This is a genomic window from Flavobacterium sp. YO64 (genome assembly GCF_004119505.1).
GTDB classification, from domain to species: domain Bacteria; phylum Bacteroidota; class Bacteroidia; order Flavobacteriales; family Flavobacteriaceae; genus Flavobacterium; species Flavobacterium oncorhynchi.
In genome coordinates this window covers 104,604-130,858 of sequence record NZ_NRQV01000011.1, presented here as the reverse complement: position 1 = coordinate 130,858, position 26,255 = coordinate 104,604, and the positions used below count along the sequence as shown (strand labels likewise).

Annotated in this window: 19 protein-coding genes; 14 read left to right on the top strand and 5 right to left on the bottom strand. The window is 34.0% G+C overall.

Going from position 1 to position 26,255, the window contains the following annotated elements:
* Window positions 1-119: 119 nt before the first annotated feature.
* Complete coding sequence (locus BOW57_RS10010) at window positions 120-2,051, bottom strand: amino acid permease (protein WP_129054004.1); 1,932 nt, start codon at window positions 2,049-2,051, stop codon at window positions 120-122.
* Window positions 2,052-2,525: 474 nt separating this feature from the next.
* On the opposite strand from BOW57_RS10010, the gene BOW57_RS10005 reads away from it, so the two are divergent.
* The gene (locus tag BOW57_RS10005) at window positions 2,526-4,685 is read left to right on the top strand and encodes a DPP IV N-terminal domain-containing protein (protein ID WP_129054003.1); all 2,160 of its coding nucleotides are present in this window, start codon (window positions 2,526-2,528) and stop codon (window positions 4,683-4,685) included.
* A gap of 340 nt (window positions 4,686-5,025) precedes the next feature.
* On the opposite strand, the gene BOW57_RS10000 is transcribed toward BOW57_RS10005, so the two are convergent.
* From BOW57_RS10000 to BOW57_RS09985, 4 genes are all read right to left on the bottom strand, one after another.
* The gene (locus tag BOW57_RS10000; protein ID WP_129054002.1) at window positions 5,026-7,932 is read right to left on the bottom strand and encodes an FAD-binding and (Fe-S)-binding domain-containing protein; all 2,907 of its coding nucleotides are present in this window, start codon (window positions 7,930-7,932) and stop codon (window positions 5,026-5,028) included.
* A 316-nt stretch (window positions 7,933-8,248) separates the two neighbouring features.
* Window positions 8,249-9,085 (bottom strand): DUF3137 domain-containing protein, encoded by an 837-nt coding sequence (locus BOW57_RS09995; RefSeq protein WP_241687430.1) that lies wholly within the window; start codon window positions 9,083-9,085, stop codon window positions 8,249-8,251.
* Window positions 9,086-9,204: 119 nt separating this feature from the next.
* On the bottom strand, window positions 9,205-9,762 hold the full coding sequence (locus BOW57_RS09990; protein WP_129054000.1) for a LemA family protein: 558 nt from the start codon (window positions 9,760-9,762) through the stop codon (window positions 9,205-9,207).
* Between the two features lie 176 nt (window positions 9,763-9,938).
* Window positions 9,939-10,688 (bottom strand): DeoR/GlpR family DNA-binding transcription regulator, encoded by a 750-nt coding sequence (locus tag BOW57_RS09985; protein WP_129053999.1) that lies wholly within the window; start codon window positions 10,686-10,688, stop codon window positions 9,939-9,941.
* 220 nt (window positions 10,689-10,908) lie between these two features.
* Between BOW57_RS09985 and BOW57_RS09980 the strand changes: the two genes are divergently transcribed.
* From BOW57_RS09980 to BOW57_RS09920, 13 genes are all read left to right on the top strand, one after another.
* Window positions 10,909-13,971, top strand: coding sequence for a SusC/RagA family TonB-linked outer membrane protein (locus BOW57_RS09980; protein ID WP_129053998.1), 3,063 nt, complete (start codon window positions 10,909-10,911; stop codon window positions 13,969-13,971).
* Window positions 13,972-13,986: 15 nt separating this feature from the next.
* Entirely contained in the window at window positions 13,987-15,264 is a 1,278-nt protein-coding gene (locus BOW57_RS09975) for a RagB/SusD family nutrient uptake outer membrane protein (RefSeq protein ID WP_129053997.1), read from the top strand.
* A gap of 248 nt (window positions 15,265-15,512) precedes the next feature.
* Complete coding sequence (locus BOW57_RS09970; RefSeq protein ID WP_129053996.1) at window positions 15,513-17,084, top strand: glycoside hydrolase family 10 protein; 1,572 nt, start codon at window positions 15,513-15,515, stop codon at window positions 17,082-17,084.
* Window positions 17,071-18,393 (top strand): MFS transporter, encoded by a 1,323-nt coding sequence (locus BOW57_RS09965; protein WP_129053995.1) that lies wholly within the window; start codon window positions 17,071-17,073, stop codon window positions 18,391-18,393. Before BOW57_RS09970 ends, BOW57_RS09965 begins: the two co-directional genes overlap by 14 nt.
* 21 nt (window positions 18,394-18,414) lie before the next feature.
* Window positions 18,415-18,756: a hypothetical protein gene (locus BOW57_RS09960; RefSeq protein ID WP_129053994.1), complete on the top strand. Its 342-nt coding sequence runs from the start codon at window positions 18,415-18,417 to the stop codon at window positions 18,754-18,756.
* A gap of 27 nt (window positions 18,757-18,783) precedes the next feature.
* Entirely contained in the window at window positions 18,784-19,233 is a 450-nt protein-coding gene (locus BOW57_RS09955) for a GNAT family N-acetyltransferase (protein WP_129053993.1), read from the top strand.
* A gap of 2 nt (window positions 19,234-19,235) precedes the next feature.
* Window positions 19,236-20,849: a glycoside hydrolase family 3 protein gene (locus tag BOW57_RS09950; protein ID WP_129053992.1), complete on the top strand. Its 1,614-nt coding sequence runs from the start codon at window positions 19,236-19,238 to the stop codon at window positions 20,847-20,849.
* A gap of 123 nt (window positions 20,850-20,972) precedes the next feature.
* Window positions 20,973-21,611 (top strand): peroxiredoxin, encoded by a 639-nt coding sequence (locus BOW57_RS09945; RefSeq protein WP_089054578.1) that lies wholly within the window; start codon window positions 20,973-20,975, stop codon window positions 21,609-21,611.
* 248 nt (window positions 21,612-21,859) lie between these two features.
* On the top strand, window positions 21,860-22,168 hold the full coding sequence (locus BOW57_RS09940; protein ID WP_007805605.1) for a co-chaperone YbbN: 309 nt from the start codon (window positions 21,860-21,862) through the stop codon (window positions 22,166-22,168).
* Window positions 22,169-22,279: 111 nt separating this feature from the next.
* Window positions 22,280-22,537 (top strand): hypothetical protein, encoded by a 258-nt coding sequence (locus tag BOW57_RS09935; RefSeq protein WP_089054577.1) that lies wholly within the window; start codon window positions 22,280-22,282, stop codon window positions 22,535-22,537.
* A gap of 362 nt (window positions 22,538-22,899) precedes the next feature.
* A complete protein-coding gene (gene tpx / locus BOW57_RS09930; protein ID WP_129053991.1) occupies window positions 22,900-23,397 on the top strand; it encodes a thiol peroxidase in 498 nt (165 codons plus the stop codon).
* A 13-nt stretch (window positions 23,398-23,410) separates the two neighbouring features.
* Window positions 23,411-23,785: a diacylglycerol kinase gene (locus BOW57_RS09925; RefSeq protein WP_089054575.1), complete on the top strand. Its 375-nt coding sequence runs from the start codon at window positions 23,411-23,413 to the stop codon at window positions 23,783-23,785.
* A gap of 15 nt (window positions 23,786-23,800) precedes the next feature.
* On the top strand, window positions 23,801-26,251 hold the full coding sequence (locus BOW57_RS09920) for a DNA translocase FtsK (protein ID WP_129053990.1): 2,451 nt from the start codon (window positions 23,801-23,803) through the stop codon (window positions 26,249-26,251).
* Window positions 26,252-26,255 lie beyond the last annotated feature (4 nt).

Here is a 26,255-nt window from a genome sequence, read left to right as displayed (position 1 = left end):
AGAACAAACCTAAGAAAAAACTTTCGTAAACAGGAGGATATTTTTATAAAAAAGCCATAAAAAAACCGTTTTGATTTTTTTTTCAAAACGGTTTTTATTTATAATTTTCAGCTTTTAATTTATGCCTCTGCTACATTCAGTTTACTGTTTTTTCTACTATAAGTAAAGTAAATCAATAATCCTATCAGCAACCAAATCGTAAAATAAATCCAGTTCCAAACACTTAATTCTGCCATCATATAAAGACAACAGATTAATCCTAAAAGTGGAATTAAAGACAGGTTTTTTCTAAATGCCCAAACGGCTAATCCAACTAAAACGAAAAGAAAAATCCACATTGGAATTTTATGTTTGAATAAACTAATCCCAGATTCATATTTTAAAGAATCTGCAATAGGCATTCCTTTTACAACCTCAGCATATTTTGCATCATCATCTTGATATTGACTTAGTAAATGTTCTAAATCTGAGGTTTCAGCCGTTTTATTATCAACATCAATACTTTCTAAATAATTGAATACTTTTTCAGATTCGCCTTTATTTAAAGAGGTAATAATAGTTGTTGCATCGTTTATTTGTGTTTCATTTTTAATAAAGGCCATTGTTGCTTTATTATTAAAAGCAAAAGAATAATACAATCCTGCAATTATTGCCAATGGTAAAATAAACTTTGCATTGATATAAGGAGTTTTGAATTTTCCTCTCGGAATATCTGTTTTATCTTGTAATACTAAAACTCCTGCACAAACTAATACAAAGGCAAACAAAGTTCCAATACTGCACAAATCAGTCACCATTGTCAGATTCAAAAACAAAGCTGGAACTGCAACCACAAAACCGGTTACGACTGTGGCAAATGACGGAGTTTTGAATTTTGGATGAACTTTAGAGAATTTCTTTGGCAATAAACCATCACGGCTCATGCTCATCCAGATACGAGGCTGACCCATTTGAAAAACCAATAAAACACTCGCCATTGCCACTACTGCACTTACTGCAATAATTCCTGACATCCATTTTAAGTCTAATTTTTCGAAAACAAATGCTAATGGATCTCCAACATTTAATTCGTTATAACGAACCATTCCTGTTAAAACTAAAGCAATCGCTATATATAAAATGGTACAAATAATAATTGCCCACATCATACCTCGAGGTAAATCGCGCTGCGGATTTTTACATTCTTCTGCAGTTGTAGAAATAGCGTCAAACCCAATATAAGCAAAGAAAACTGCTGATACTCCTTTTAATACACCACTAACTCCATTTGGAGCAAATGGATCCCAATTTGCTGTATCTACATAAAATGCTCCTACTGCAATTACTAGAAGAACTACACACAGTTTTACAACTACCATTAAGTTACTGGCATTACGAGACTCTTTCATTCCTCTATAAACCAACGCCGTAATCAAAATAATGATAAATAAAGCCGGAATATCAGTTACAAAATGAAATGATCCTATTGTTGGTGCCGTAGTCCAAGCTGTGTGTGCAGCCTGCAATGCGGTACTTAAATTTTCGAATGATTTTCCGCCTCGCATTAAAGCTTCGGCATCATTAAAGCCGTTTGAAGCCGTTAAATAATCCATCTGAATCCATTGTGGTAAATGAATCCCGCCGCTCTGGAGAAGTCCCGTAAAATAATCACTCCACGATATGGCGACCGTTATGTTTCCTACGGCATATTCCATGATTAACGCCCAGCCGATTATCCAAGCAATGATTTCACCAAATGCAACATAAGAATACGTATAAGCGCTTCCAGAAACTGGAACCATTGAAGCAAATTCAGCGTAAGCAAAAGCCGCAAAACTACAAGCTAAAGCAGTAAATAAAAACAGAAAAATAACAGCTGGACCACCATCTGCACTAGCTTTTCCGATGGTACTAAAAATACCTGCTCCTACAATAGCTGCAATACCAAACGCGGTTAAATCTCTTGTGGTCAAATGCTTTCCTAATGCATCATGACCATCTGATTCGTTCTTTGCAACCTGCTTCAGAATATCTTGTACCGTTTTTTTTCGGAATAAACCTGATAATGCCATATATGGATTTACTTTTTAAATTAATTTATAGTAGTGATTATGCTTTTATTTTGCAAATAATGCAATTTTTATCGTGATTTCAAATATATAAAACGATTTTGTTTTCTTCAATAGATATTCAAACAAAATAAACAGGAATAAACTGAATCAAAATAATCATTTAAGTTTTTTTCTTAAAGCAATTAAACCAAACTCAAAACAATAATATATTAACCCAAAATAAGATAATATTCGACTATTAAATAGTAATATAATACAAATTTTGAAGGGAAGCCTATAGTATTTTTATCCCAACTTATTTCAGTGTAAAATTTAAAGTAATGCCGTTTCTATTTTTCTCTTCTTATATTAATACTCTTCAAATGATATCTAAATTTAAGTAGAGTTCATAAGTTAATTCCTAGTCAGACGAAATACTTATTATATTTACTTCTTCAAAACACAATACTATAACAAACTAAAAACACCTATATAATGAAGAAACATTTGTTACTCTTTTTATTAATCTGCTCCAGCATTTTTGCGCAAGAGGATATTGATATCAATCAACTAAACTGGCTGCCAAACTCACACTCTTTTTGGGTAAATTCTCAAGATAATGTCGTGGTTTATGATGTTGACAAACTAAATCAAAAAAAAACGATTTTAACTGATGATCAATTAAAAAATTCTGGTTTTACGGGAGAAATTGAAGATTTGGTTTGGAATGAAAACAAAACAAAAGTGTTAGTTTTTACCAATTCTAAAAAAGTCTGGAGAGCCAATACCAAAGGAGATTTTTGGTACTTTGATTTAACAACTGGAAAAGGTAGACAACTGGGAACGAGCTTAGAAAAGTCATCATTGATGTTTGCTAAGTTTTCGAACGATAACGAAAATGTCGCTTATGTTTCGCAGCATAATATTTATCTTGAAAATTTAAACTCTGGAAAAATAACGCCTTTGACGACAGATGGTACGCATAAAATCATAAACGGAACTTTTGATTGGGTTTATGAAGAAGAACTTGCTGCTCGTGACGGTTTTAGATGGAGTCCTGATGGAAAAAGCATTTCATTTTGGCGCGTAGATGCTTCAAAAACGAAGTTTCATTTAATGATCAATAATACTGATGCTCTTTATCCGTTTACGATTCCAGTAGAATATCCTAAAGCTGGAGAAAAACCTTCATCTGTAAAAATTGGTGTAATTGATATTGCTTCTTTACAAACAAACTGGCTGAATATTCCCGGCGAGCCTGATAATAATTATTTAGTTCGTATGGAATGGATCAGTAATCAAAATGTAATGGTTATTCAATTAAATAGAAATCAAAATCAAGCTTCTATTTATAAATGTGATACTAAATCTGGAACGGCGAATTTAATCTATCAGGAAAAATCAGATTCTTGGATTGATGTTTTTGATATTTCTTCTGGAGAATATGATGTTTTTCCGTGTCAGTTTGTAGATAACGGAAAATCGTTTCTTTGGAGTTCAGATGCTGACGGCTGGATGCATATTTACAAAATCAGCAGCGACGGCAAAAAGAAAGAACTTGTTACAACTGAAAATTTTGATGCTTATTACAAAGCTTACAATCAAGAAACGAAATCTGTTTATTTTATTGCCAGCCCAAAAGATGCTACACAACGTTATTTGTACGAAACTAATTTAAATACAAAGAAAACGAAACGCGTAACACCTCAAGAGTTTGAAGGTACAAATGAATACAGTTTTTCGACTGATGCTAAATATGCTAAGCACGTAAATTCGAATATCAATCGCGATTACAACAAACGTTTGGTTGCTTTATCTGGTCATAAAAAAATACTTCCTGCTGCTGCAGATTCATTTTCGGCACCAAGACGCAATTATTCATTAGAGAAATTTAAAGTCACAACTGTTGACGGAATCGAAATTGACGGTGTTATGGCAAAACCTTTGAATTTTGATGCTTCTAAAAAATATCCCGTGTTTTTTTATGTTTATGGCGAACCTATGGCGTCTGTTGCAAACGATGAACCGTATTTTTATCCCTTTATCGCCTCTTTAATTCCTGAAGGATATATTGGAATTGCAATGGATAACCGCGGAACTCCTGTATTGAAAGGTACAAAATGGAGAAAGTCGATTTACAAAAACATCGGAATTATCAATACGCACGATCAAGCTATGGCTGCGAAAGAAGTTTTGAAATGGAACTTTATTGATTCTGATAGAGTTGCTATTCATGGATGGAGCGGCGGCGGCGCTGTAACTTTGAATTTGATGTTTCAGTTTCCTGAAATTTACAAAACGGGAATTGCCATCGCAGCGGTTACAGACCAGCATTTTTACGACAATATTTATACAGAAAGATACATGGGCTTGCCAAGTGAAAACGAAGCGACTTACATAAAGGCTTCGCCTGTAACTCATGCTAAAAACCTGAAAGGAAATTTACTATACATTCATGGAACGGGCGATGATAATGTACATTATAAAAATGCCGAGGTTCTGATTAATGAATTGGTAAAATATGATAAAATGTTCGATTTGATGATTTATCCAAATCGTTCACACAGTATATACGAGGGAGAAGGAACAACAAAACATCTTGCTGATACTTTTAAAAAGTACATAAAAGAGCATTGTCCTCCTGGCGCCAAATAATCTACAAGAATGTAAACTTGTCATTTTTAAGCCCTGTTATTCTTCGGAATAATGGGGCTTAGTCGTTTTAATGGATTACGCTTTTTTTTGCCACTTATTAAGAATGATTTTTACAGAATGTCTTAAAATAAACTAATAACAAACACTCAAAGTTTGTCATTTCGACGAAGGAGAAATCACACTAGTACATCGACAAAGATTGGTGATTTCCGTGTGTGATCTCTCCTTCGTCGAAATGACATAAAATGAGAAAAAACAATCCTTTTAATCCCTTTAATCAGTGGCAAAACTTTTTTTCTTAGCTCTCCCTTACGTAATTCTTTACGGTCAACCTCTCTCGCTACTTCAAGCAATTTCTCAATATACTAACTGGGTGCTGTGCTTCGCGTTTTGTCCCGTCATAAATTTGATGACGACAGCTGGTTCCTGCAGCAGCAATTTTTACATTTTCGGCAGTGTTGCGAACTTTTGGAAACAAAGTATCTTCACCCATTTGCATACTCACTTTATAATGCTCTTTTTCATATCCAAAAGAACCCGCCATTCCGCAGCAGCCCGAATTGTAAATCGTAACCGTATTATTTTTAGGAAGATTCAGCATAGCAAAAGTGGCTTCAACAGAACTTAAAGACTTTTGATGACAATGTCCGTGAATCTTAATTTCTTTTGTTTCTTCAGAAAATGAATCAGGTCTGATTTTTCCGTCGATTATTTCTTTTTTGAAGAATTCTTCGATTGTAAAGGCATTTTGCGAAATTCGTTCGGCATTTTCTTTATCCGATGCCAATCGCAGATATTCATCTCTAAAAGTCAAAATCGCCGAAGGTTCAATTCCGATTAAAGGCGTATTACTCGAAATTAAATCCTTGAAAATATTGACATTTATATCGGTTATCTTTTTGGCTTCTTCTAAAAATCCTTTTGAAAGATACGTTCTTCCGCTTTCTTCGTGATCTGTAATTAAAACCTCGTACCCCAATTTTGTCAACAATTCAAAAGCATCAATCCCAATATTTACGTCGTAATAATTGGTAAATTCATCAACGAATAAATACAATTTTCCGTTTGGAAAATCGGTGCTTTTCGATTTGTTTTTTTCATACCATTTTCTGAAAGTCTTTTTTGCCAAAAGCGGCACTTGCCTTTCTGGCGCAATTCCCATTGATTTTTTAACCAGCGATTGATTCGAAATAAAATTCGTGATCGCCGGAAACAAACTTCCCATTTTGTTCAATTTTGCGTTGTTGGCAAAAATCTTACTTCGAGTCGAAAATCCGTTTGCTTTTTGATATTGGTATAAAAATTCTGCTTTAAGAGTTGCAACGTCAACATTACTTGGACATTCGCTCGCACAGGCTTTACAGCTTACACACAACTCAAAAACTTCGTATAATTCTTTCTGGTCAAATTTGTTTTCTTTTTCAGAATACGTCAAATATTCGCGCAAAGCATTTGCTCTCGCACGAGTTGTTTCTTTTTCATTTCGGGTCGCGCGATAACTCGGACACATTGCTCCTCCTGCCGACGGCATTTTTCGGCAATCGCCAGAACCGTTGCATTTTTCGGCAGCACGCAAAATTCCTAAACTGTCTGAAAAATCCTGAAACGTTTTAATATCTGGTTCTACTCTGCCCGAAACTACTCGATGATTTTCATCCATTTTCAAGGCATTGACAATCTTTCCGATATTAAAAACCGAATTCGGGTCAAACGCTAATTTGATTCTTTTCAGCAATTCGTAATTTTTATCGCCAATCATAAACGGAATAAATTCTCCACGTACAATTCCGTCACCGTGTTCTCCGCTTAATGAACCTCTGTATTTTTTCACCAAATGCGCCACATCGGTCGCAATGGTTCTGAATAATCTTAGATCAGATGTTTTCTTCAAATTCAAAACCGGACGTAAATGCAATTCTCCCGCACCAGCATGCGCATAATAAATCGCTTCCTGCCCGTGACTTAACATCATTGCCGAAAACTCTGCAATATAGGCTGGCAAATCGCTTAATTCTACAGCTGTATCTTCTATAGAATCGGCAGCTTTGTTGTCGCCAACAATACTTCCTAACAATCCTAATCCTGCTTTTCTAAGTTCGTTGGCTTTATCAATATCGGCACCATAAATTTTTACAAGTGCGTATCCAAAATTGTGTTTTTCTAAATCGGAAATTAAAGCGTTTGCTTGATTTTCAGCATCTTCAAGCGTGTGCGATGCCACTTCAAAAAGCATAATTGCTTTTGGTTCGCCAACTAAAAAGAATCTATTTTTAATATGTTCGCGATTCGTTTTCGTACAATCTAAAATCGTGTCGTCGATCATTTCGCAAGTGTACAAATGATGTTTCATGGCCACCACAACAGATTCCAGCGATTCCTGAATGGTATGATAATGCCCAACAACCATAATATTATGTGCAGGCGGTAAATCGTCAACTTTTAAAGTAATTTCGGTTGTAAAAGCCAGAGTTCCTTCGCTTCCGCAAAGTAGTTTTCCTAAGTTTATTGTCGGTTCAGTTCCTCCAAATATTTCAGATTTTAAAAGAATATCAACTGCGTAACCTGTATTTCGTCTGTGAATTTCAGGTTTTGGAAACTCTTTTATAATTTCTTCTTGATTTTCTTTTACCGAAAGTTCGTCGTAAACACTTTTGTAAATTTTATTTTCTAGAGAATCGCCTTTGGTTTTCTCCATAAATTCTGCCGAAGTCAATTCGCCAAAAGTCACTTCTGTTCCATCGCTCAAAATTGCTTTTACTTCAGCAATTTTATCACGTGTCACACCATAACGAATCGAAGTTGTTCCTGATGAATTATTTCCAACCATTCCGCCAATCATCGCTCGATTTGAAGTTGATGTAATTGGCGCAAAGAAAACGCCGTATGGTTTCAAAAATAAATTCAACTCATCACGAATCACTCCAGGCTGAACGGTAACCGTTTTTTTCTCAGCATTGTAACCTAAGATTTTGGTAAAATGTTTCGAAACATCAACCACAATTCCATCTCCTACTGCCTGTCCTGCCAAAGAAGTTCCCGCAGTTCTTGGTGTAACCGAAATATTATGCTGTGCCGCAAATTGAATTAACTTGCTTATATCTGCCGTAGTTTTAGGCAAAGCCACCGCATTAGGACGAATCCTATACACCGAAGCATCTGTAGAATATAGTGTTTTATAAAGATCATCGTATAAAAGTGTACCTTCTAATGATGCTGCTAGTTTTTGTAACTCTTTATTTGTTGACATTATTGCTTTCTTTTGAGTTACAAAAATAGGTATTTTTTTAAGGTTCAAAGAGGCATAGTGACAAAGGTTCTGAGGTTTTCTTTACTATTGTTTTTGAAATTGAAATTTGGGGTTTTAACTGGATTGTCATCCTGAGCGTATATGGCAAAACTACCCAACCTTGTTATTTCGACGAAGGAGAAATGACAAACTGCTTGAAAATCTATCTGATTTTATCTTTTCTCAAAATAACGTTTAATATTTATCACGCAGAGATGATTTACACAACCTCACCAAGAAAAACTTCGGAAAGTGTTATATTTTTAATCCTTTTGATTTACCCCTTCCCCCAAATTCTAGTATTCAAATCTAGTTCCTGAACAATATCCTGCATGAACTGCACGATCGAAAGATCATCTGTAAGTAAATCGGGAGCTAAAAGCGACGAATGAATAGGCGCTTCAAAATAATTGTGCGACAACGGAAAAGCAATATACATTTTTGAACTTATAAAGGAAATCGAAATTGTTTCGTCACATTTGTTATTTAAATTCAGAATTCTTTCCATCATAGCAGGCGTTAAAATATACCTTGCTTCGATTTGGTTTCTGGAATAGGTTACAAATTTATTGTCGAAATCGGTATTTTCTAATTGCACTACATCGGTATTTCCGAAACTAAAAATATTTTTAGAAAACCATGCCCCAACAGCGTTTCCAAAATCTTTAGGACGAACAACAGTCGAAACCTCAAAATTTTTATTAAAATCGGCTACAAAAACAATTCCTTTAAAAATGGTGTGCCATTCGGTGCGAGTTCCGTTTTTAGTACTTGTTTCTGTTTTGTATTCGGCATGAGCTTCGGCGAACCAAAAAGAAGTTTTATCTGCTGTTCCGCTTATTAAATCCTGTGTATGGTAACGATCTGGTTCTGTTGTAAAAAGTTCAGAACTTATAAATTCATATTCTGGAAGTCCGCTTTGCGGTGTAATAGATAAAGTTTCATTGATTGTTTTTAATGCTGGATCTACTATGTTTGTTTTGTAAACTGCTTTATAGGCACGAACATCTACATCTATTCTAAAATGCATTATAATTGCAATAAGAGCAGAAATTGCAAATCCTATAAAACCTACAGCAGGAAAACTAATTAAAAAACCAATTACCAAAAGCACTATTGCAAGACCAAATAAGATATAGCAGGTTGTATAGATTTCAGCTATTTTTTTTCGATCGGTTTCTAAAGTATTTAAAGCTTGCTGCAGAACTGAATTACTGTTTATTTCTGAATCGATTAACGATTAAAAAGTTCTTTTGCACTTATATTTTTACGCTCTTCTTCTGCCGCAGCCAAAACTTCAATAGGTGTATAACTCAGCATTCCTGCAAACAAATTACCAGGAAACATCATTATAGCATTATTAAAATCTGTTACCACAGCATTATAAGTTCTTCTGGCAGCTGCAATTTGTTCTTCGCTTTCTGTCCAAGTGGTTTGCAGATTTAAAAAATTAGTATTGGCTTTTAGGTCTGGGTAATTTTCAACATTTACCATTAAACCTTTTATGGTACTGCTTAATTCAGCATCAAGACTGGCTTTTTCTGTATCACTGATCGAACCAGAAGTTGCTTTTGCGCGAAGTTCTACAATTTTGGTTAAGGTACTTTGCTCGTAATCGGTATATTGTTTTACGATTTCAACAAGATTCGGAATTAAATCAAAACGTTTTTTCAACATTACATCGATTGCCGAAAAAGCATTGGTAACCTGATTTCTTTTTCCGATAAGGGAATTATAGTAAAATATCCATAAAAGTATAAAGATGACAATAATGGGCAGTACGATAAACATGATTTTAGTTTTTATTGGTTTGGTCAAATATAAATAAAAAATAAAATAATACCGCAATAAACTCATAAGCTAAATCTTACGTTTCATTCTAGCAATTAGGTAAAGAAATTCAAGACTGCATTCTCTAATTTTATAGATTCTTACAGCAATTAGATTTTTAAAAAGCGTATAACTCTTTAAAACAAACGGGCGCCGGCATCGGCAAAATTTTTAATTTTAGAACTACTGGGACTTAATTCAGTAACAATAGCATCAATTTGATTTAGATCGCAGACTTTATGCGGCATTTTGCCGTTGATCTTGTCTGAAGTTGCCAAGACAATAACTTTGGCAGAAGCTTTAATCATTTCTTTTTTAATGATCGAAACTTCATACCCCATTTCGGTAAGTCCTTGATTAACATCTAGACTGCTTACGCCCAAAAAACAAACGTCGGCCTTAATTTTTGACAGTACTTGTACTACGTCTATTCCTACGGTTACCATTGCATTTTTTTGCAATTTCCCTCCAATAAAAATTAGTTCTATATTAGGATGCTGAGATAACTGCATGGCTATGGGCAAACTATATGTGTATATTGTAGCTGATAAATCTTTTGGAATAAGTTTACAAAAAGCTAAGTTAGTAGTTCCTCCAGTCATTATAATTACCTGTCCGTCAACTAAAAACGACAGGGCTTTTTGACCTACTATGTTTTTTTTATCTTCATTAACAATAGCAATATCAAACACACTGCTTGGCTTGTCTTTTACCAGAAAAGCGCCTCCGTAAACTTTATTAATCAAGCCTTTATTATGCAATTCATTAAAATCTCTGCGTATTGTATCTTCAGAGATATTTAATTCTAAAGCGAGATCAATAGTATTGATTTTTTCGACATTCTTAAATTTATCCATGATAAATTGATGTCTTTCTCTTTTAAGCATCTGATTTTTTTTACAAATATAAAATATATTGCATTATTATGCACGTTTTAAGAGTGATAATTTACCAAACACGCTTACAAATCAGAAATAACGATTAAACAAAAAAATAAAATGCATTATTATGCATTTTGTATATAATAAATTAAATAAGATGCAAAAAATCGCATTTATTAAAAAAAATTTCTAATTTTAGATTCTATAACTAATCAAATACTGTAATATGAAAAAACTATTATTTATTTTATTTGGAACCATTTTGTTTGCGCAGCCCATTTTTGCTCAGACAAAAACCGTAAGTGGTACAATTAAAAGTGAATCTGATGGACTTTCGCTGCCAGGGGTTTCTGTCTTAATAGAAGGAACTTCCAAAAGCACCGTAACCGATTTAGACGGAAAATTCAGCATTTCTGCAAATGAAAACGAAACATTAATTTTTAGTTTTGTTGGCTTTGGTACTAAAAAGGTCAGAATTTCCAGCGGCACTAGTGTAATTAATCTAAGACTGGCGGAAGAAACCAACACTCTTTCTGAAGTTGTGGTACTTGGATCTACTGTACGCGCTACTCGTAAAGAGTTAGGAAACGCCGTTACAAGTTTAAAAGGCGAAGACTTGATAAAAGCACAGCCAGGAGGACTTTCGACTGCGTTACAAGGTAAAATTGCAGGGGCTCAGGTTTCTCAAAACTCAGGTGATCCTGCTGGAGGTTTTAGTATTAAACTTAGAGGAACATCGTCTATTTTAGGTTCTTCGGATCCGTTGTATGTTATTGATGGAGTTGTTTTAAACAATGCAACAACAAACGTAACGAACTTAAATGTAACAACTGGAAACTCTAATATGCAGATTGGTCAAAACAGATCGTCTGATATTAATCCTAACGACATTCAAAGCATCGAAGTATTGAACGGTGGCGCTGCCGCTGCAATTTACGGATCGAGAGCTGCTAATGGTGTGGTTTTAATTACAACTAAAAAAGGTGTTGCAGGCGAAACAAGATACACTTTTTCTACTAGTGTAACTTCTAATCAGATCCGAAAAAAACTAGATTTGAATACTTCAAACAAACAGTTTGTAAATGCTTCACCTGCGTTATTCCCTATTCAAGGAAATCCTAAAAGTCCAACTACTGTAAATGTATTAGGAAGAGATCTTGAAACTAGAACAATAGATGTACAACGTTACGATTATCAAGATGACATTTTTACAACTGGTGTTGGAACAGATACTTATTTCTCATTACAAGGCGGAGATGACAAAACAAAATACTTTGCATCGCTTGGTTATTTAGTAAACGAAGGAATTATAAAAAACACCGATTTTAAAAGAGCAGGCGCAAAAGTAAGATTAAAGCACGACTTTAATTCAAAATTATCTGCGACTGTTGGTTTAAATTATATTAATTCTGCTTCAAACGAAAAACCAGATGGAAACGTTTTCTGGAGTCCAATTAATGCTATAAATATTACCAATAATACTTATGACATTAATAAAAGAGATGTTAATGGAAACTTATTAGCAGTTGACCCTAATAGAGTTAATCCGCTTTCTATTATAGAAACGTTCAAAATCAAACAAAATACAGATCGTATTATTTCGGACTTACAATTAAATTATGTTCCTTTTAAAAATTTCAATGCCGATATGATTTTTGGTATTGACAATTATAACCAAAGAGGAAACGTATTTATTCCGAGATATCCATATGTGGTTAATCCTGCTTATTATAATGACGGTTATGTTTCTGAAGCAACGAACAGAGTGGTTCAATTTAATAATGACTTGAACTTAAGATACCTTTGGAATATAAACGACAAATGGAAAGCTACAACTTACGGAGGTTACAACGTACAAACGTATCGCGATAATTTTGCCGCTGTTGAAGGACGTAACTTAAAACCATTTATTGAAACTATAAATGCGTTCAATACATTGATTCCTGGTTCACCAAGTTCAAGTCAGTCAAAATACAATTTATGGGGTTTTTATCTTCAGGAAACTATTGGTTATAAAGACAAATTATACATTACTTTGGCAGGAAGACAAGATGCTTCGACTATTTTTTCTAAAGACAATAGATCTCAGTTTTACCCAAAAGCAAGTTTAAGTTATGTCCTTTCTGACGAAAAATTCATGGAAGGTATTCATGATGTTGTAAGTTCAGCGAGACTTAGAGGTTCATGGGGAAAATCAGGAAGTTTAACAGCTATTAAACCATATGCTCGTTTTACAAATTACTCTACAGGAACACTTTTAGGAAATAGTACTTTTACTATCGAAGGATTCAAACAAGGAAACCTTGATTTAAAACCAGAACAAAGTGTTACTTACGAAATAGGTGGTGATTTTGGTTTTATAAAAGATCGTTTGAATTTATCGTTCAGTTATTACAATGCTGATATTGATGATTTGTTACTGCCTGTTCAATTAGCAGCTTCTGAAGGTGCTACAAATACAATTAAGAACATTGGTCAAATGAATAATAAAGGTTTTGAAGTAAACCTTAAATATGATCTTATCAAAAAAGAAAACCTGCATCTTGATGTTTTTGTAAACTACAGCAGCAACCGAAATAAAGTAACCGGCTTACCGCAGCAGCGTTTTAAATTAGACAGCAATTTAGCTGGAGCACCTGTTTTTGTTGAAATGAACCAGCCAATTGGTATTTTCTATGGTACGTACTTTGCTAGAAATGCTGACGGTAGCTTATTACTTACACCAACTGGTTATCCTCAAACTGAAAAAGGAGACGTAAATACTGGAGCTCCACAAAGAGATGCTTCTGGACAGCCTACAGGAACAATTTTGAACAAACAAATTGGAAACCCAAATCCTGATTATATTATTTCTTTCGGAACAAATCTGAATTACAAAAAATTTGGTTTATCTGTATTATTTGATGGCGTACAAGGCGTAGATGTTTTTGATGCAGATTATAGAACAAGACAAGGTGTAGGTTCTGGAACATTAGTTGCTAAAGAACTTAACGGAGAATTACCTCGTGGATACATTTGGTCTGTTTACAACATCGAAGAATTTAGAGTTGTAGACGGAAGCTACTTAAAATTAAGAGAGGTATCTTTAAACTATTCTTTTGGAAAATTAAACAGTTTCTTTGATGATTTAGTGATTACTGCAAGCGGAAGAAACCTAATTTCATGGGATAATTTTACGAGTTTCGATCCAGAAACAAATTCTGGCGGACAATCTTCGGTGGCGAAATACAATTTTGGAACAGTGCCAATTCCTAGTTCATACTCATTGGCAGTAAAAGTTCAATTTTAATCAAATAAAAATATTATGAAAAAAATATTCATCCCTATAGTAGCCTTTGCAACACTTTTAATAAGCTGCAATGAAGAGTATTTGGATCCAACCAAACCCTCTCAGGATTTAGTTTTTGGTTCTAGAGAAGGAATTATTGGTGCTGCAAACGGATTGCAGCAACTTTGGACTATTGACAGAACCAGTCCTGTTTACAATACTATTACCGGAAACGGATTTACAACAAAAGAACTCCGATTACTAAATGCAGGAAATGTTGACGAAGGTGAACTTTCTGTGGGCGGCGAAGTACTTTCTACTAAAAATAACGTAGTAAATAATCTATGGTCGCAATGTCTAGTTATTAAATCAGAATCGCAAAAAGTTATTGATCATATTGATGTTCTAACTGCCGAAACTGAAAAAGCAAGCGTTCTCGTTCATGCTACTATTTTTAAAGCAATGGCAATAACTACAATGGTTCAGTACTTTCAAAGTGTTCCTCTAAAAACAGGAAAAAATGCCACTTTTGATACGAGAGCCGATGTTTTAGCCGAAGCTATAAAAATTCTAAAAGCTACAGAACCTATTTTAGATAAAGCAACTGGAGTTACTGGTTTAGTAAGCACTGTTAATTACAAAAACACAGTCTATGCACTTTTAGCCCGAACTTATTTAATGGCAGGAGATTATGACAATGCCATTGCATATGCTGCCAAAGTTGATCTTGCAGTAAAATCAGTATTTGCTTTTGATCAAATTAGTCCAAATCCAATTGCTTATATCTCTATAACTACAAACAATGTATTTCAGCCTGTTGATTTAACCTTAGGTCTGCCTGCTGCTTTAGCTCCTTCAAGTTCTGACGGAAGGTTAAACTTCTACATTAAACCAGGTTCAAATCCTACAGTTGCAACTGGTTTTTTTGATACTAACCTTAAACCGATTCCAGTTTATTTACCAGGCGAAATGACACTGATTACAGCAGAAGCGTATGCTAGAAAAGACAATCTGCCACAAGCCGTTATAGAATTAAACAAAGTTTTGACTAAAACCACTGCCGCAGATACTTACGGAATTGGAGCAAATCTGCCGCCATACGCGGGAGCATTAACAAAACCAGCTATTCTAACTGAAATTTATAGAAATCGCTGTATCGAAATGTATATGTCAAGTTTAAAACTAGAAGACAGCAGAAGATTCGAGCGTCCAGGTGCAGGAACTCCTGGTGCAGAAAGAAACCGTAATTGGTATCCATATCCAGATTCTGAAAGAAACAACAATACTAATACACCTCCAGATCCTGCAATATAAGATCTATTAAAATCGAGGCGTTTAGTTACGCCTCGATTTTTATCTTCTAAATACATTTAATTTATTATCACAAAAACTAGTAATATCAAACAGTAATTGCCAAAAATTGAAAATCGGTAAAAACTGTCGTAAAAAACAAAAACCAATTGTAAGAAATCCGCATAAATAACGTTGAAATTATAATTTCTGAATTATTTATTATAATCCATTAAAAAAACTATTTTTGGTTTCTGTTAAAAAAGATTGAAATGCATAAAAACCAGCACTTACTGTTCTCAATACTATTTTTATTTTTCTTCGGATGGAAATCCTTTTCACAAGAAAAAGTAATGCATCCTAAAAATGAATTTAGAGGTGTTTGGATCGCCACCGTGGTAAACATCGACTGGCCAAAAACATCAATTGATAATGTTGAAAAAGAAAAAGCTGACTATTTAGAAATTTTAAACACCTATAAAAAACTAAATTACAATGCTGTAATTGTTCAAATTAGAAGTGTAGGTGATGCTATTTACCCAACAGAACTAGCTCCTTGGTCAAGATTTTTGACAGGAAAAGAAGGTCAGGCACCAAATCCGTATTATGACACTTTGGCTTGGATGATTGAAGAAGCCCATAACAGAGGTTTTGAATTTCACGCATGGCTGAATCCATATCGTGCCACTTTCGATCTAAACAAACAGCAATTGAGTCCAAATCATGATCTTTTTAAACATCCGGAATGGATGATTGAATATGGCGGAAAATGGTATTATGATCCAGCTTTACCTGAAGTTCAAGAACATTTAACTAAAGTCGTTAAAGAAGTAGTTGAGAAATACGATATTGATGCCATTCATTTTGATGATTATTTTTACCCGTATACAATTCCTGGAAAAGTTTTTAATGATAACGCTTCCTTCAAAAAATATGGTTCAGGCTTAAGCCGTTCTGACTGGCGTCGTGCAAATGTGAGCAATTTTGTACATACCATTTCTACTACAATAAAAGAAAGCAAACCGTGGGTTCAATTCGGAATTAGCCCATTTGGGGTTTGGCGAAATAAAACACAAGATCCTAAAGGTTCTGAAACACAATCTACTTCAAACTATGACGATTTATATGCTGATCCTCTTTTATGGATGGATCAAAAGTGGATCGATTATATTTTACCACAATTATATTGGAGCATGAACAATCCAAGAGCTTCGTACTCAAAATTGGTAAAATGGTGGTCAGAAAACTCCAATAATACCGCTATTTATATTGGACACGCTTCTTATAAAATTAGAGGCGACGGCGATAAAAGCTGGAATTTTGCCAATGAAATTCCAACGCAAGTCGACTTTGCAAGAACTTTCAAAAATGTATCAGGCAGCGCTTATTTCAGCTCGAAATGGTTTATGAATAAAAACTTTGATGTTGCACGAATTTTAGAAGAAAATCAATATAAATATCCCGCAATTCCTGCAGCTGTTCCTAATTTAAAACACATTATAATTGATACGCCTGTTGTTACTGAATTTGTAAAAGACAGTACAAAATATTCATTCAGCTTAAAAAATCCACTTAATACAAATGTGCGTTACATTGTAATTTATGGAGGCGATCATATTTCAAAAATTGATATTAACGATGCAACGAAAATAATCGACAAAATAAGAGTGATTGAAAAAGATGGTATTATTTCATTTTCAATCCCTGCTGAAAAAATCAGACCATATAAAGCCTGCGCAGTTACCTTTATTGACTATTACGCCAATGAAAGCACTCCGGCTGCTGCCGACTTAAAAAAGAATTTTAAAATCTATTTACCTGCCCAACCTAATGAAAACAGATAATCACTCTCCTTGGTTTTGGATCCCGCTTCTTAACTTTGCCTCTGGATTACCATACGCCGTAATTATCTCTGTTTCGGTAATTATGTACAAAAACTTAGGAATTTCAAATGAAGATATTGGTGTTTATACCAGTTTATTATATCTCCCGTGGGTAATTAAACCTTTATGGAGCCCTTTTATTGATTTAACCGGAACCAAAAGAAAATGGTTTTTATCGATGCAGTTATTAATTTCAATTGCATTTTTACTCGTAGGATTTACAATTCCGCTCAATGGTTTCTTTATAATGACACTGGCTATTTTTTGGGTTGCTGCTTTTGCATCGGCTTCAAATGATATTGCCAGCGATGGCTTTTATTTATTGGTTTTACCAAAAGAACAGCAATCTTTTTTCCTCGGAATCAGAAGTACATTTTACAGACTTTCGATGTTAGCAGGAAATGGATTAATTGTACTTTTTGCAGGTTATCTAGAACATAAATATAGCGACAATACTAAAGCTTGGTCCTATACCATGATTGCTGTTGGTTTATTAATGACATTTATAACTGCTTACAACTTTATCTTCACGCCAAAAAATGAAATAAACACATCTGAAAATGATAAAAAAGCACAGCAGCACCAAAGCTTTGCAACGGTATTTATCAGCTTCTTTCAAAAAAAACAAATTGGTTTAATTCTGGCTTTTATCCTTGTTTTCAGACTTGGAGAATCTCAGCTTCTAAAAATGTTAAGCCCATTTTTACTTGACGGAAAAGAATTAGGCGGAATGGGATTAGATACAGAAGCAGTTGGAATAATCTATGGAACTTTGGGTATTTTCGCATTAACAGTTGGAGGAATTTTAGGCGGAATTGCAATCTCTAAACATGGACTTACAAAATGGATGCTTCCTATGTTTCTTGCCATGCATTTACCTATTATAGGTTTTATTGGATTAGCTCATTTTCAGCCTGAAGAAATCTTTCACCTGCATTTAAATCTGTATTTTTTCGAAATTAACTCTCCTCTAAATCTCTATACCTGTATAACGGTTGTTCTTGAGCAGTTTGGATACGGTTTTGGTTTTACAGGGTTTATGATGTATTTAATACATGTTGCCGAAGGAGAATCGAAAACAGCACATTATGCTCTCGCAACTGGTTTTATGGCTTTAGGAATGATGCTTCCGGGAATGTTAAGCGGGTTTATACAAAAATATCTAGGTTACGAGAATTTCTTTATCTGGGTATTATTAGCTACAATTCCAGGTTTGATACTTTCTAGATTTTTAGATTTCCCGAAAGATTTCGGTAAAAAAATAGAATAAACGCTATACCAAATAACGCCCATGGAAATCAATGAAACTAAACAGGCCGAAAGAAACCTGAAAGCAATTGAATTTGAAAAAGCTGGAGAAATTGAAAAAGCAATTGCGTTATACGAAGAAAACATAACAGAAGGTTTTAAAGGAAATCATTCTTATGATCGACTTGCAGCTATTTACAAAAATCAGCTCGATCTAGAAAATGAAATTCGAGTTTTAGAAAAAGCTATTATTGTTTATGAAGCGATTACAATCGAAGACAGAATTGAAGGTTTGCCAAAACTTTTCCGTTTTAAAAACCGATTGGAAAAAGCAATTGAAACCAAAAAACAATTGACAAAACAAAAGAAAGCAAAACTAAAATAAAAGCGATTTTACACTATTTCAGAAATCATGATTATCATAAAACGAACAAATTCTGACGATATCGATTTTAAAAATCTGGTTGTTTTATTAGATCAGGATTTAGCTATTAGAGACGGCGATGATCATGCTTTTTACAATCAGTTTAACAAAACCGATAAAATAAAACATGTTATTGTTTTTTATGAAAATGATAAAGCGGTTGGATGTGGTGCTTTTAGAGAAAAAGAATCAGATACAGTCGAAATTAAACGAATGTATGTTCATCCTGATTATCGAAAAAAAGGAATAGCCTCAAAAATACTGGCCGAATTAGAAATTTGGGCAGCCGAAGTAAAATACAAACACACTATTCTGGAAACGGGAAAAAACCAGCCAGAAGCCATAAATCTATATCAGAAATTAAACTACACCATCATTCCAAATTATCCGCCTTACGAAAAGGTCGATAATAGTGTATGTATGAAAAAGACTTTATAAAAATGAAAATCACTACCGAAGCATTAAAACAAAAAATTGGACAGTTCTTTTTCCCTGCCGTTTTTATTAACGATACCGAAGAAAACATTCAAGAAACGGAACGCCTTATAAAAGAACATAATATTGGCGGACTAACTTTTTTTCACAGTCGTGCAAGCGCTGCAACGAACTACGAAAGCAAGAAAAAAGTTGTTTTTAACGATGACAGCTATGAGAAAATTAAAGTACTGATTGCTCGTTATCAAAAAGCAGCTTCTACTCCCCTCTTAATCAGTATTGATGCTGAATGGGGATTGGCAATGCGTATCGAAAAAACGCCACAATATCCATATGCAATTACGCTAGGTGCTTTGCCTGAAAGCAAATCGAATTTAGTTTACGAAGTTGGAAAACAAATTGGTTTAGATTTAAAAACAGCTGGAATTCAGTATAATTTATCGCCTTTGGCAGACATCAATAATAACCCCAATAATCCGGTTATTGGATATCGTTCTTTTGGTGAAAACAAACAAAAAGTAGCCGATTTTTCGATTGAATATTTAAACGGAATGTCTGAAGTTGGCGTTTTAGGCTGTCTGAAACACTTTCCCGGACACGGAAATACGAATGTTGATTCACATTTAGGATTACCGGTTTTAAAGGAAACTCTTGAAGAACTGATGGAAAACGAATTGTATCCTTTCATAAAAGGAATCGAAAATAATGTCGATTCGATTATGATTGGTCATTTGGCTGTTCCGAGTTTGAATGACGGAAAAGACACATCGGCAACTTTATCAAAAGCTGTTATTCAAGATCTTTTGCGTGATAAACTAGGTTATGATGGTTTGGTTATTTCTGACGCACTAAATATGCGCAGCGTTTCCAAACTATACGAAACCAAAGGACATCTAGAATGGGAAGCATTTAATGCAGGTAATGATGTTTTATGTTTTGCAGAAAATGTTCCGGAAGGAATTGAAGAAATTTTAAAAAATGCTTCACCAGAACGCATTGAAGAAAGCTTTAATAGAATCATGAAAGCGAAAGAAAAAGCTGGAATTCTTTCTGGAAATACTGCTGCTTTGGGCGAATTAAACTTCGAAAAAACAGCAGCTCTAAATCTAGAAATTGCTCAAAATGTAATTACAAAAATCATTGACAATTCAAGCACAGAATTAGCTCTTGCCTCTCAAAAGAACAATAAACTAGCCAAACTAAGTTTATATAAAAATACCGAAAACAGCTTCTTCAAAACCTTAAGTACAAAATTACCTTCCCCAGAATTCGCCTTTGAAAATCTGGAGAATTCAGATAGTACGACAATTAAAAAAGAATTAGAAAATTTCGAAACCATAATCATTTCATTATTTGTTCCAAAAGCAAAACCAATGAATAATTTCGAAATCGACAATGAAGTTTTAAAATTGCTTTCTGATTTGCTTGAAACCAAAAAATGTATCATTTATGTTTTTGGAAATCCATACGTTTTACCCATAATTCCAAATCTTAAAAAGGCTTCAGGATTATTTCAGGCGTACCAAGATTTTGAAGAATTTCAAAAAACGGCAGGAATTCAATTTTTAGAAAATTTTATCACCAGCGGGACTCTTCCTGTAAATATTGATATTCAATAATTTACAACCAAACATAATCAAAACTTATCAACTTATAAATTTTTATAATCACAACTTATTGTAAGAACCTGTAGTTATGTCCTACTTTTGCATCAAATAAATTTTTAACGTAAAACGAATATTATGTCTTTAGTAGGAAAAAAATTCCCAAGTATTGCAGTAGATGCTATCTCAGAAATGGGTGACAATTTAAAAATCAACATTTTTGAAGAAGCAGTAAACAACAATAAAAAAGTACTTTTATTTTGGTACCCAAAAGATTTTACTTTTGTATGTCCAACTGAATTACACGCCTTTCAAGCTGCATTACCAGAATTCGAAAAAAGAAATACTATCGTAATTGGTGCTTCTTGCGATACTAACGAAGTTCACTTTGCTTGGTTAAATACTCCAAAAAACAATGGTGGAATCGAAGGTGTTACTTACCCAATCTTAGCAGATACAAACCGTAACTTAGCTAACATTTTAGGTATTCTTGATATCGAATCTACAAGCTACAGCGAAGATACTGATTCAGTTATCATCGAAGGTTCAAACGTAACTTATAGAGCTACTTACTTAATTGACGAAACTGGAAAAATCTTCCACGAAAGTGTAAACGATATGCCATTAGGACGTAACGTAAACGAATACTTAAGAATGGTTGATGCTTACACACACATCCAAACTAAAGGTGAAGTTTGTCCTGCAAACTGGGAAGCTGGTAAAGAAGCAATGTCTGCAGACAGACTTAGTACAGCTGAATACTTAAGCGCTAATTAATTCTTTTTAAGATTCTGAGGTTCTAAGGTACTAAGACGCTAAGTCTTTTTTTACTGAACTTCCAAATCTTGAATAAAATTCTACAATATAGTTATCAGGTTCTAAGATTAACACTTAGAATCTTAGAACCTTGATGACTTTAGATCTCAAAAAAATAATTTTAACGTTAAGTCATTTTATGGACTAAGGGCTAAAAAAAACTTAGAACCTTCGTACCTCAGCGACTTAGCACCTTAAAAAATAAAGAAATGTTAATCGACTTAAACGAAGATACGTTAGCAGATTTAGTTGCTAAAAACGAAAAAGTAGTAGTACAATATTCAGCATCATGGTGTGGAAACTGCCGTATTATGAAACCAAAATTCAAAAAATTAGCCACAGAAAATGAAGCTATCACTTTTGTTTTGGTTGATGCAGAAAATTCTCCTGAATCAAGAAAACTTGCTAACGTTAGCAACTTGCCAACATTTGCAACTTTTGTAAACGGACAATTAGTTGGAGAAACTCAAACCAACAAACAAGAAGTTTTAATCGATCTTGTAAACGCAATTGCTTAAATTTAGATTAGTTAGACTGGCTTAGATTTTTAGACTTCTTAGAAGTCGTCTATAAATTTAAAAAAGGTCTAAGAAATCTAAGAATGTCTAAAAATCTAAGAAGTCTAAATTATGAAATTACCAGTAATAAAGCACTTAACGCAATTTATAGAAGAAAACGATCAGGATTATATCATTGAAACTATCGAAGTTCTAGAAGCTATGACCGAAATTCCTTCTTTAAAAGATGAAGAATTAGACGTAATTGGCGAATTGATTTCAAATATGTATGGTGCTCTTGAAGTGCACAAAATGGTTTCGCAAGGAACTGATAAAAAAGAAGCTTTAAACGCATTCATGAAACGCGTTTTGGGCTCGATTGACAAATAATATCGTCCTCTTTTTCAGAGAAAAAACAAAAAAACATGACCGAGAAAGCGTTTCTGAATAAGAGACGCTTTTTTTTGTAGTTTTCAGTCAAAGTTTACAAGTACTTATTGTCAGACTGAGCGGAGTCAAAGCCCACGCAAAGCAAATCGACAAAGGTTATCAATTTAAATTGTGGAGCTACTTACTTAGGCTTCGACTCCGCTCAGCCTGACAAGCGTAATAAATCTAAAATTATGAGATAAATTCGTGAATTCGTGGCTATCCAAAAACCAACCTTAATCTCTCCTTAAACCCAAAACAAATACTTTTAGATTCAAATATTAATCCTTACTTTTGAGCCTCATTAATTTTAAACAAAAATCATGGCTTCAATAACATTAGGAGGTAATCCAGTTCATACATCAGGTGAATTACCAGCAGTTGGTTCTAAACTTGCTGACTTCAAATTAGTTCAAAACGATTTATCAGTTGCTTCATTAAGTGATTTCGCTGGTAAGAAATTAGTTTTAAACATTTTCCCAAGTGTTGACACAGGAACTTGCGCAGCATCTGTTAGAAAATTTAACCAAAGTGCAAGCGATTTAGAAAACACAAAAGTTTTATGTATTTCTAGAGATTTACCTTTCGCTCAAAAACGTTTTTGTGGTGCAGAAGGTTTAGAAAATGTAGTTAATTTATCTGATTTTAAAGAAGGAAGTTTTGGTAAAACAAACGGCTTAGAAATCGTTGACGGTCCTTTGGCAGGTTTACATTCAAGAGCAATTATTGTTGTAGATGCTGACGGTACAATTACACATACAGAGCAAGTTGCAGAAATTGCAGATGAACCAAATTACGAAGCAGCTCTTGCTGCACTATAATATTTTCCTATAAATGGAGTTTCAAAAAGATAATACCTTTGTTACCGGCCGATTAAAAAGTATGACATATGCTTTTAACGGAGCTGTAAAACTTATAAAAACAGAACACAGCATTATGGTTCAATTCTCATTGGGAATTATAATGACTATTGCTGGATTCTATTTTCATATTTCACAAACCGAATGGCTTTGTCAAACCTTAGCCATTGGTTTAGTTTTAAGTGTTGAAGGATTGAATACGGCTGTTGAAAAAATTGCCGATTTCATTCATCCTGATTACAGCAAACGAATCGGTTTTATTAAAGATATTGCTGCTGGAGCGGTGTTTTTTGCCGCAATGACTGCAATAGCAATAGGCTTAATTATTTATATTCCAAAATTTACATAGGCAAGGAAAGCAAGAATGGCAAAAACAACCAAAAAGGAAACTGCAGACAAAAAAAACGAATCAAAAACAGAGACAATTAGGTCGTGGAAATTTTCCAAACAGCAAAAATTTGTTGTGGGCTGTCTTTTGGTGCTCTTTTCAATTGCACTATTAGTTGCATTTATTTCTTTTTATGTTAACGGACAATGGCAAGCAGACCAAAGTGCGGTCAGCCAGCTTGGAGACCGAGGCGAAGTTGTAGAAAACTGGCTCGGAAAATTCGGAGCATTTCTTGCGGACTTAATTGTTTATAAAGGTTTCGGAATTGCCTCTTTTATATTTGTACGTTTATTTTTCCTAACTGGTTTATTTTTAGCATTAGAACTTTCTACCAAAAAACTAAAAAACACTTGGTTTTGGGATTTATTTGCAGTGATAATCATTTCAATCCTATTTGGATTTTTCGCAACTTCGGCACCAGAACTTGGCGGAACAATTGGTTATGAACTAAATCTTTTCCTTCAAGACTATATTGGTAAAACAGGAACTTTATTAACATTACTTTTTGGACTGATCGTGTATTTGATTTTTAAAATTAAACTTTCGCCAGAAAAAATTCAATCTTACTTTGACTCTACTAAAAAAGAGTTCAAATCTGAATTAAGTGCTATAAAACCTGTATCACAACCAGAAAGCGCTTACAATCTAGAAGAATTTGCGATTGAAGAAGATCCTGAATTAGATAATATTCATCTTAAAACAGACGATTCTAAATTCGAAATCAACAAAGAAGCCTTAAAACCAACTATTTCACATTCATCAGAAATTGATTTAAATCCAGTTGTAAAACCAGTTCAAATGGATATCAATCCAGTAACTGTAACTACTCCTGTTCATACTGAAGAATTTGTTATTGAAAAAGCCGAGGAAGAAGATATTATTGAAGAAAATCTAGCTTCAAGATTAGTTGCTGATTTTGGATTATTTGATCCAACTTTAGATTTATCAAATTATAAATTCCCAACCATCGATTTATTAAAAGAATATTCGACAGGCGGAATCACTATTAATCAAGAAGAATTAGAAGAAAATAAAAACAAGATTGTAGATACACTTCGTAACTACAAAATTGAAATTGCACAAATTAAAGCAACCGTTGGTCCATCTGTAACTTTATATGAAATTGTTCCGGAAGCCGGAATCAGAATTTCAAAAATTAAGAGTTTAGAAGACGATATTGCATTATCATTATCGGCATTAGGAATTCGTATTATTGCTCCAATTCCAGGAAAAGGAACTATTGGTATCGAGGTTCCTAACAAGAATCCTACTATGGTTTCAATGAAAAGCGTAATTGGTTCAGCCAAATTTCAAGAAGCTGAAATGGAACTGCCAATTGCTTTAGGAAAAACCATTTCGAATGAAACTTTTGTTGTCGATTTAGCCAAAATGCCTCACTTATTAATGGCGGGTGCTACGGGACAAGGAAAATCTGTTGGATTAAATGCTGTTTTAACTTCGCTTTTATACAAAAAACATCCAGCCGAAGTAAAATTTGTGCTGGTTGACCCGAAAAAAGTAGAACTTACGCTTTTCAATAAAATCGAAAGACATTATTTAGCCAAACTTCCAGATACGGAAGATGCTATTATTACAGATAATGCAAAAGTTGTAAATACTTTAAATTCTCTTTGTGTTGAAATGGACAATCGCTATTCTTTATTGAAAGATGCAATGGTTCGTAACATCAAAGAATACAACGAAAAATTCAAATCAAGAAAATTAAATCCAGAAGCGGGACATCGTTTTTTACCTTACATTGTATTGGTTGTCGATGAGTTCGCCGATTTAATTATGACTGCAGGAAAAGAAGTCGAAATTCCAATTGCTCGTCTTGCTCAATTAGCACGTGCCATTGGTATTCACTTAATTATTGCAACACAAAGACCGTCTGTAAACGTAATTACAGGTTTAATTAAAGCCAATTTCCCGGCAAGAATTGCTTTTAGAGTAACATCAAAAATTGACTCTAGAACTATTTTAGATACGCAAGGTGCTGATCAATTAATTGGACGCGGAGATTTATTATACTCAAACGGGAATGATGTAATTCGTGTTCAATGTGCCTTTATTGACACTCCAGAAGTGGAAAAAATAACTGATTTTATCGGTTCACAAAAAGCATATTCAACAGCTTATTTACTTCCAGAGTTTGTTGGCGAGGAAACTGGCATTAATCTTGATATGGATATTTCCGAAAGAGATACCTTATTTAGAGAAGCTGCCGAGATTATTGTCAATGCACAGCAAGGTTCTGCTTCATTACTGCAACGAAAATTAAAATTAGGATACAACAGAGCCGGTCGTTTGATCGATCAACTGGAAGCAGCTGGAATTGTTGGGCCTTTTGAAGGCAGTAAAGCGAGAAGCGTGAACATCTCTGATCTAAGTGCTCTTGATCAATTTTTTAACAATGAACAAAATTAATCCA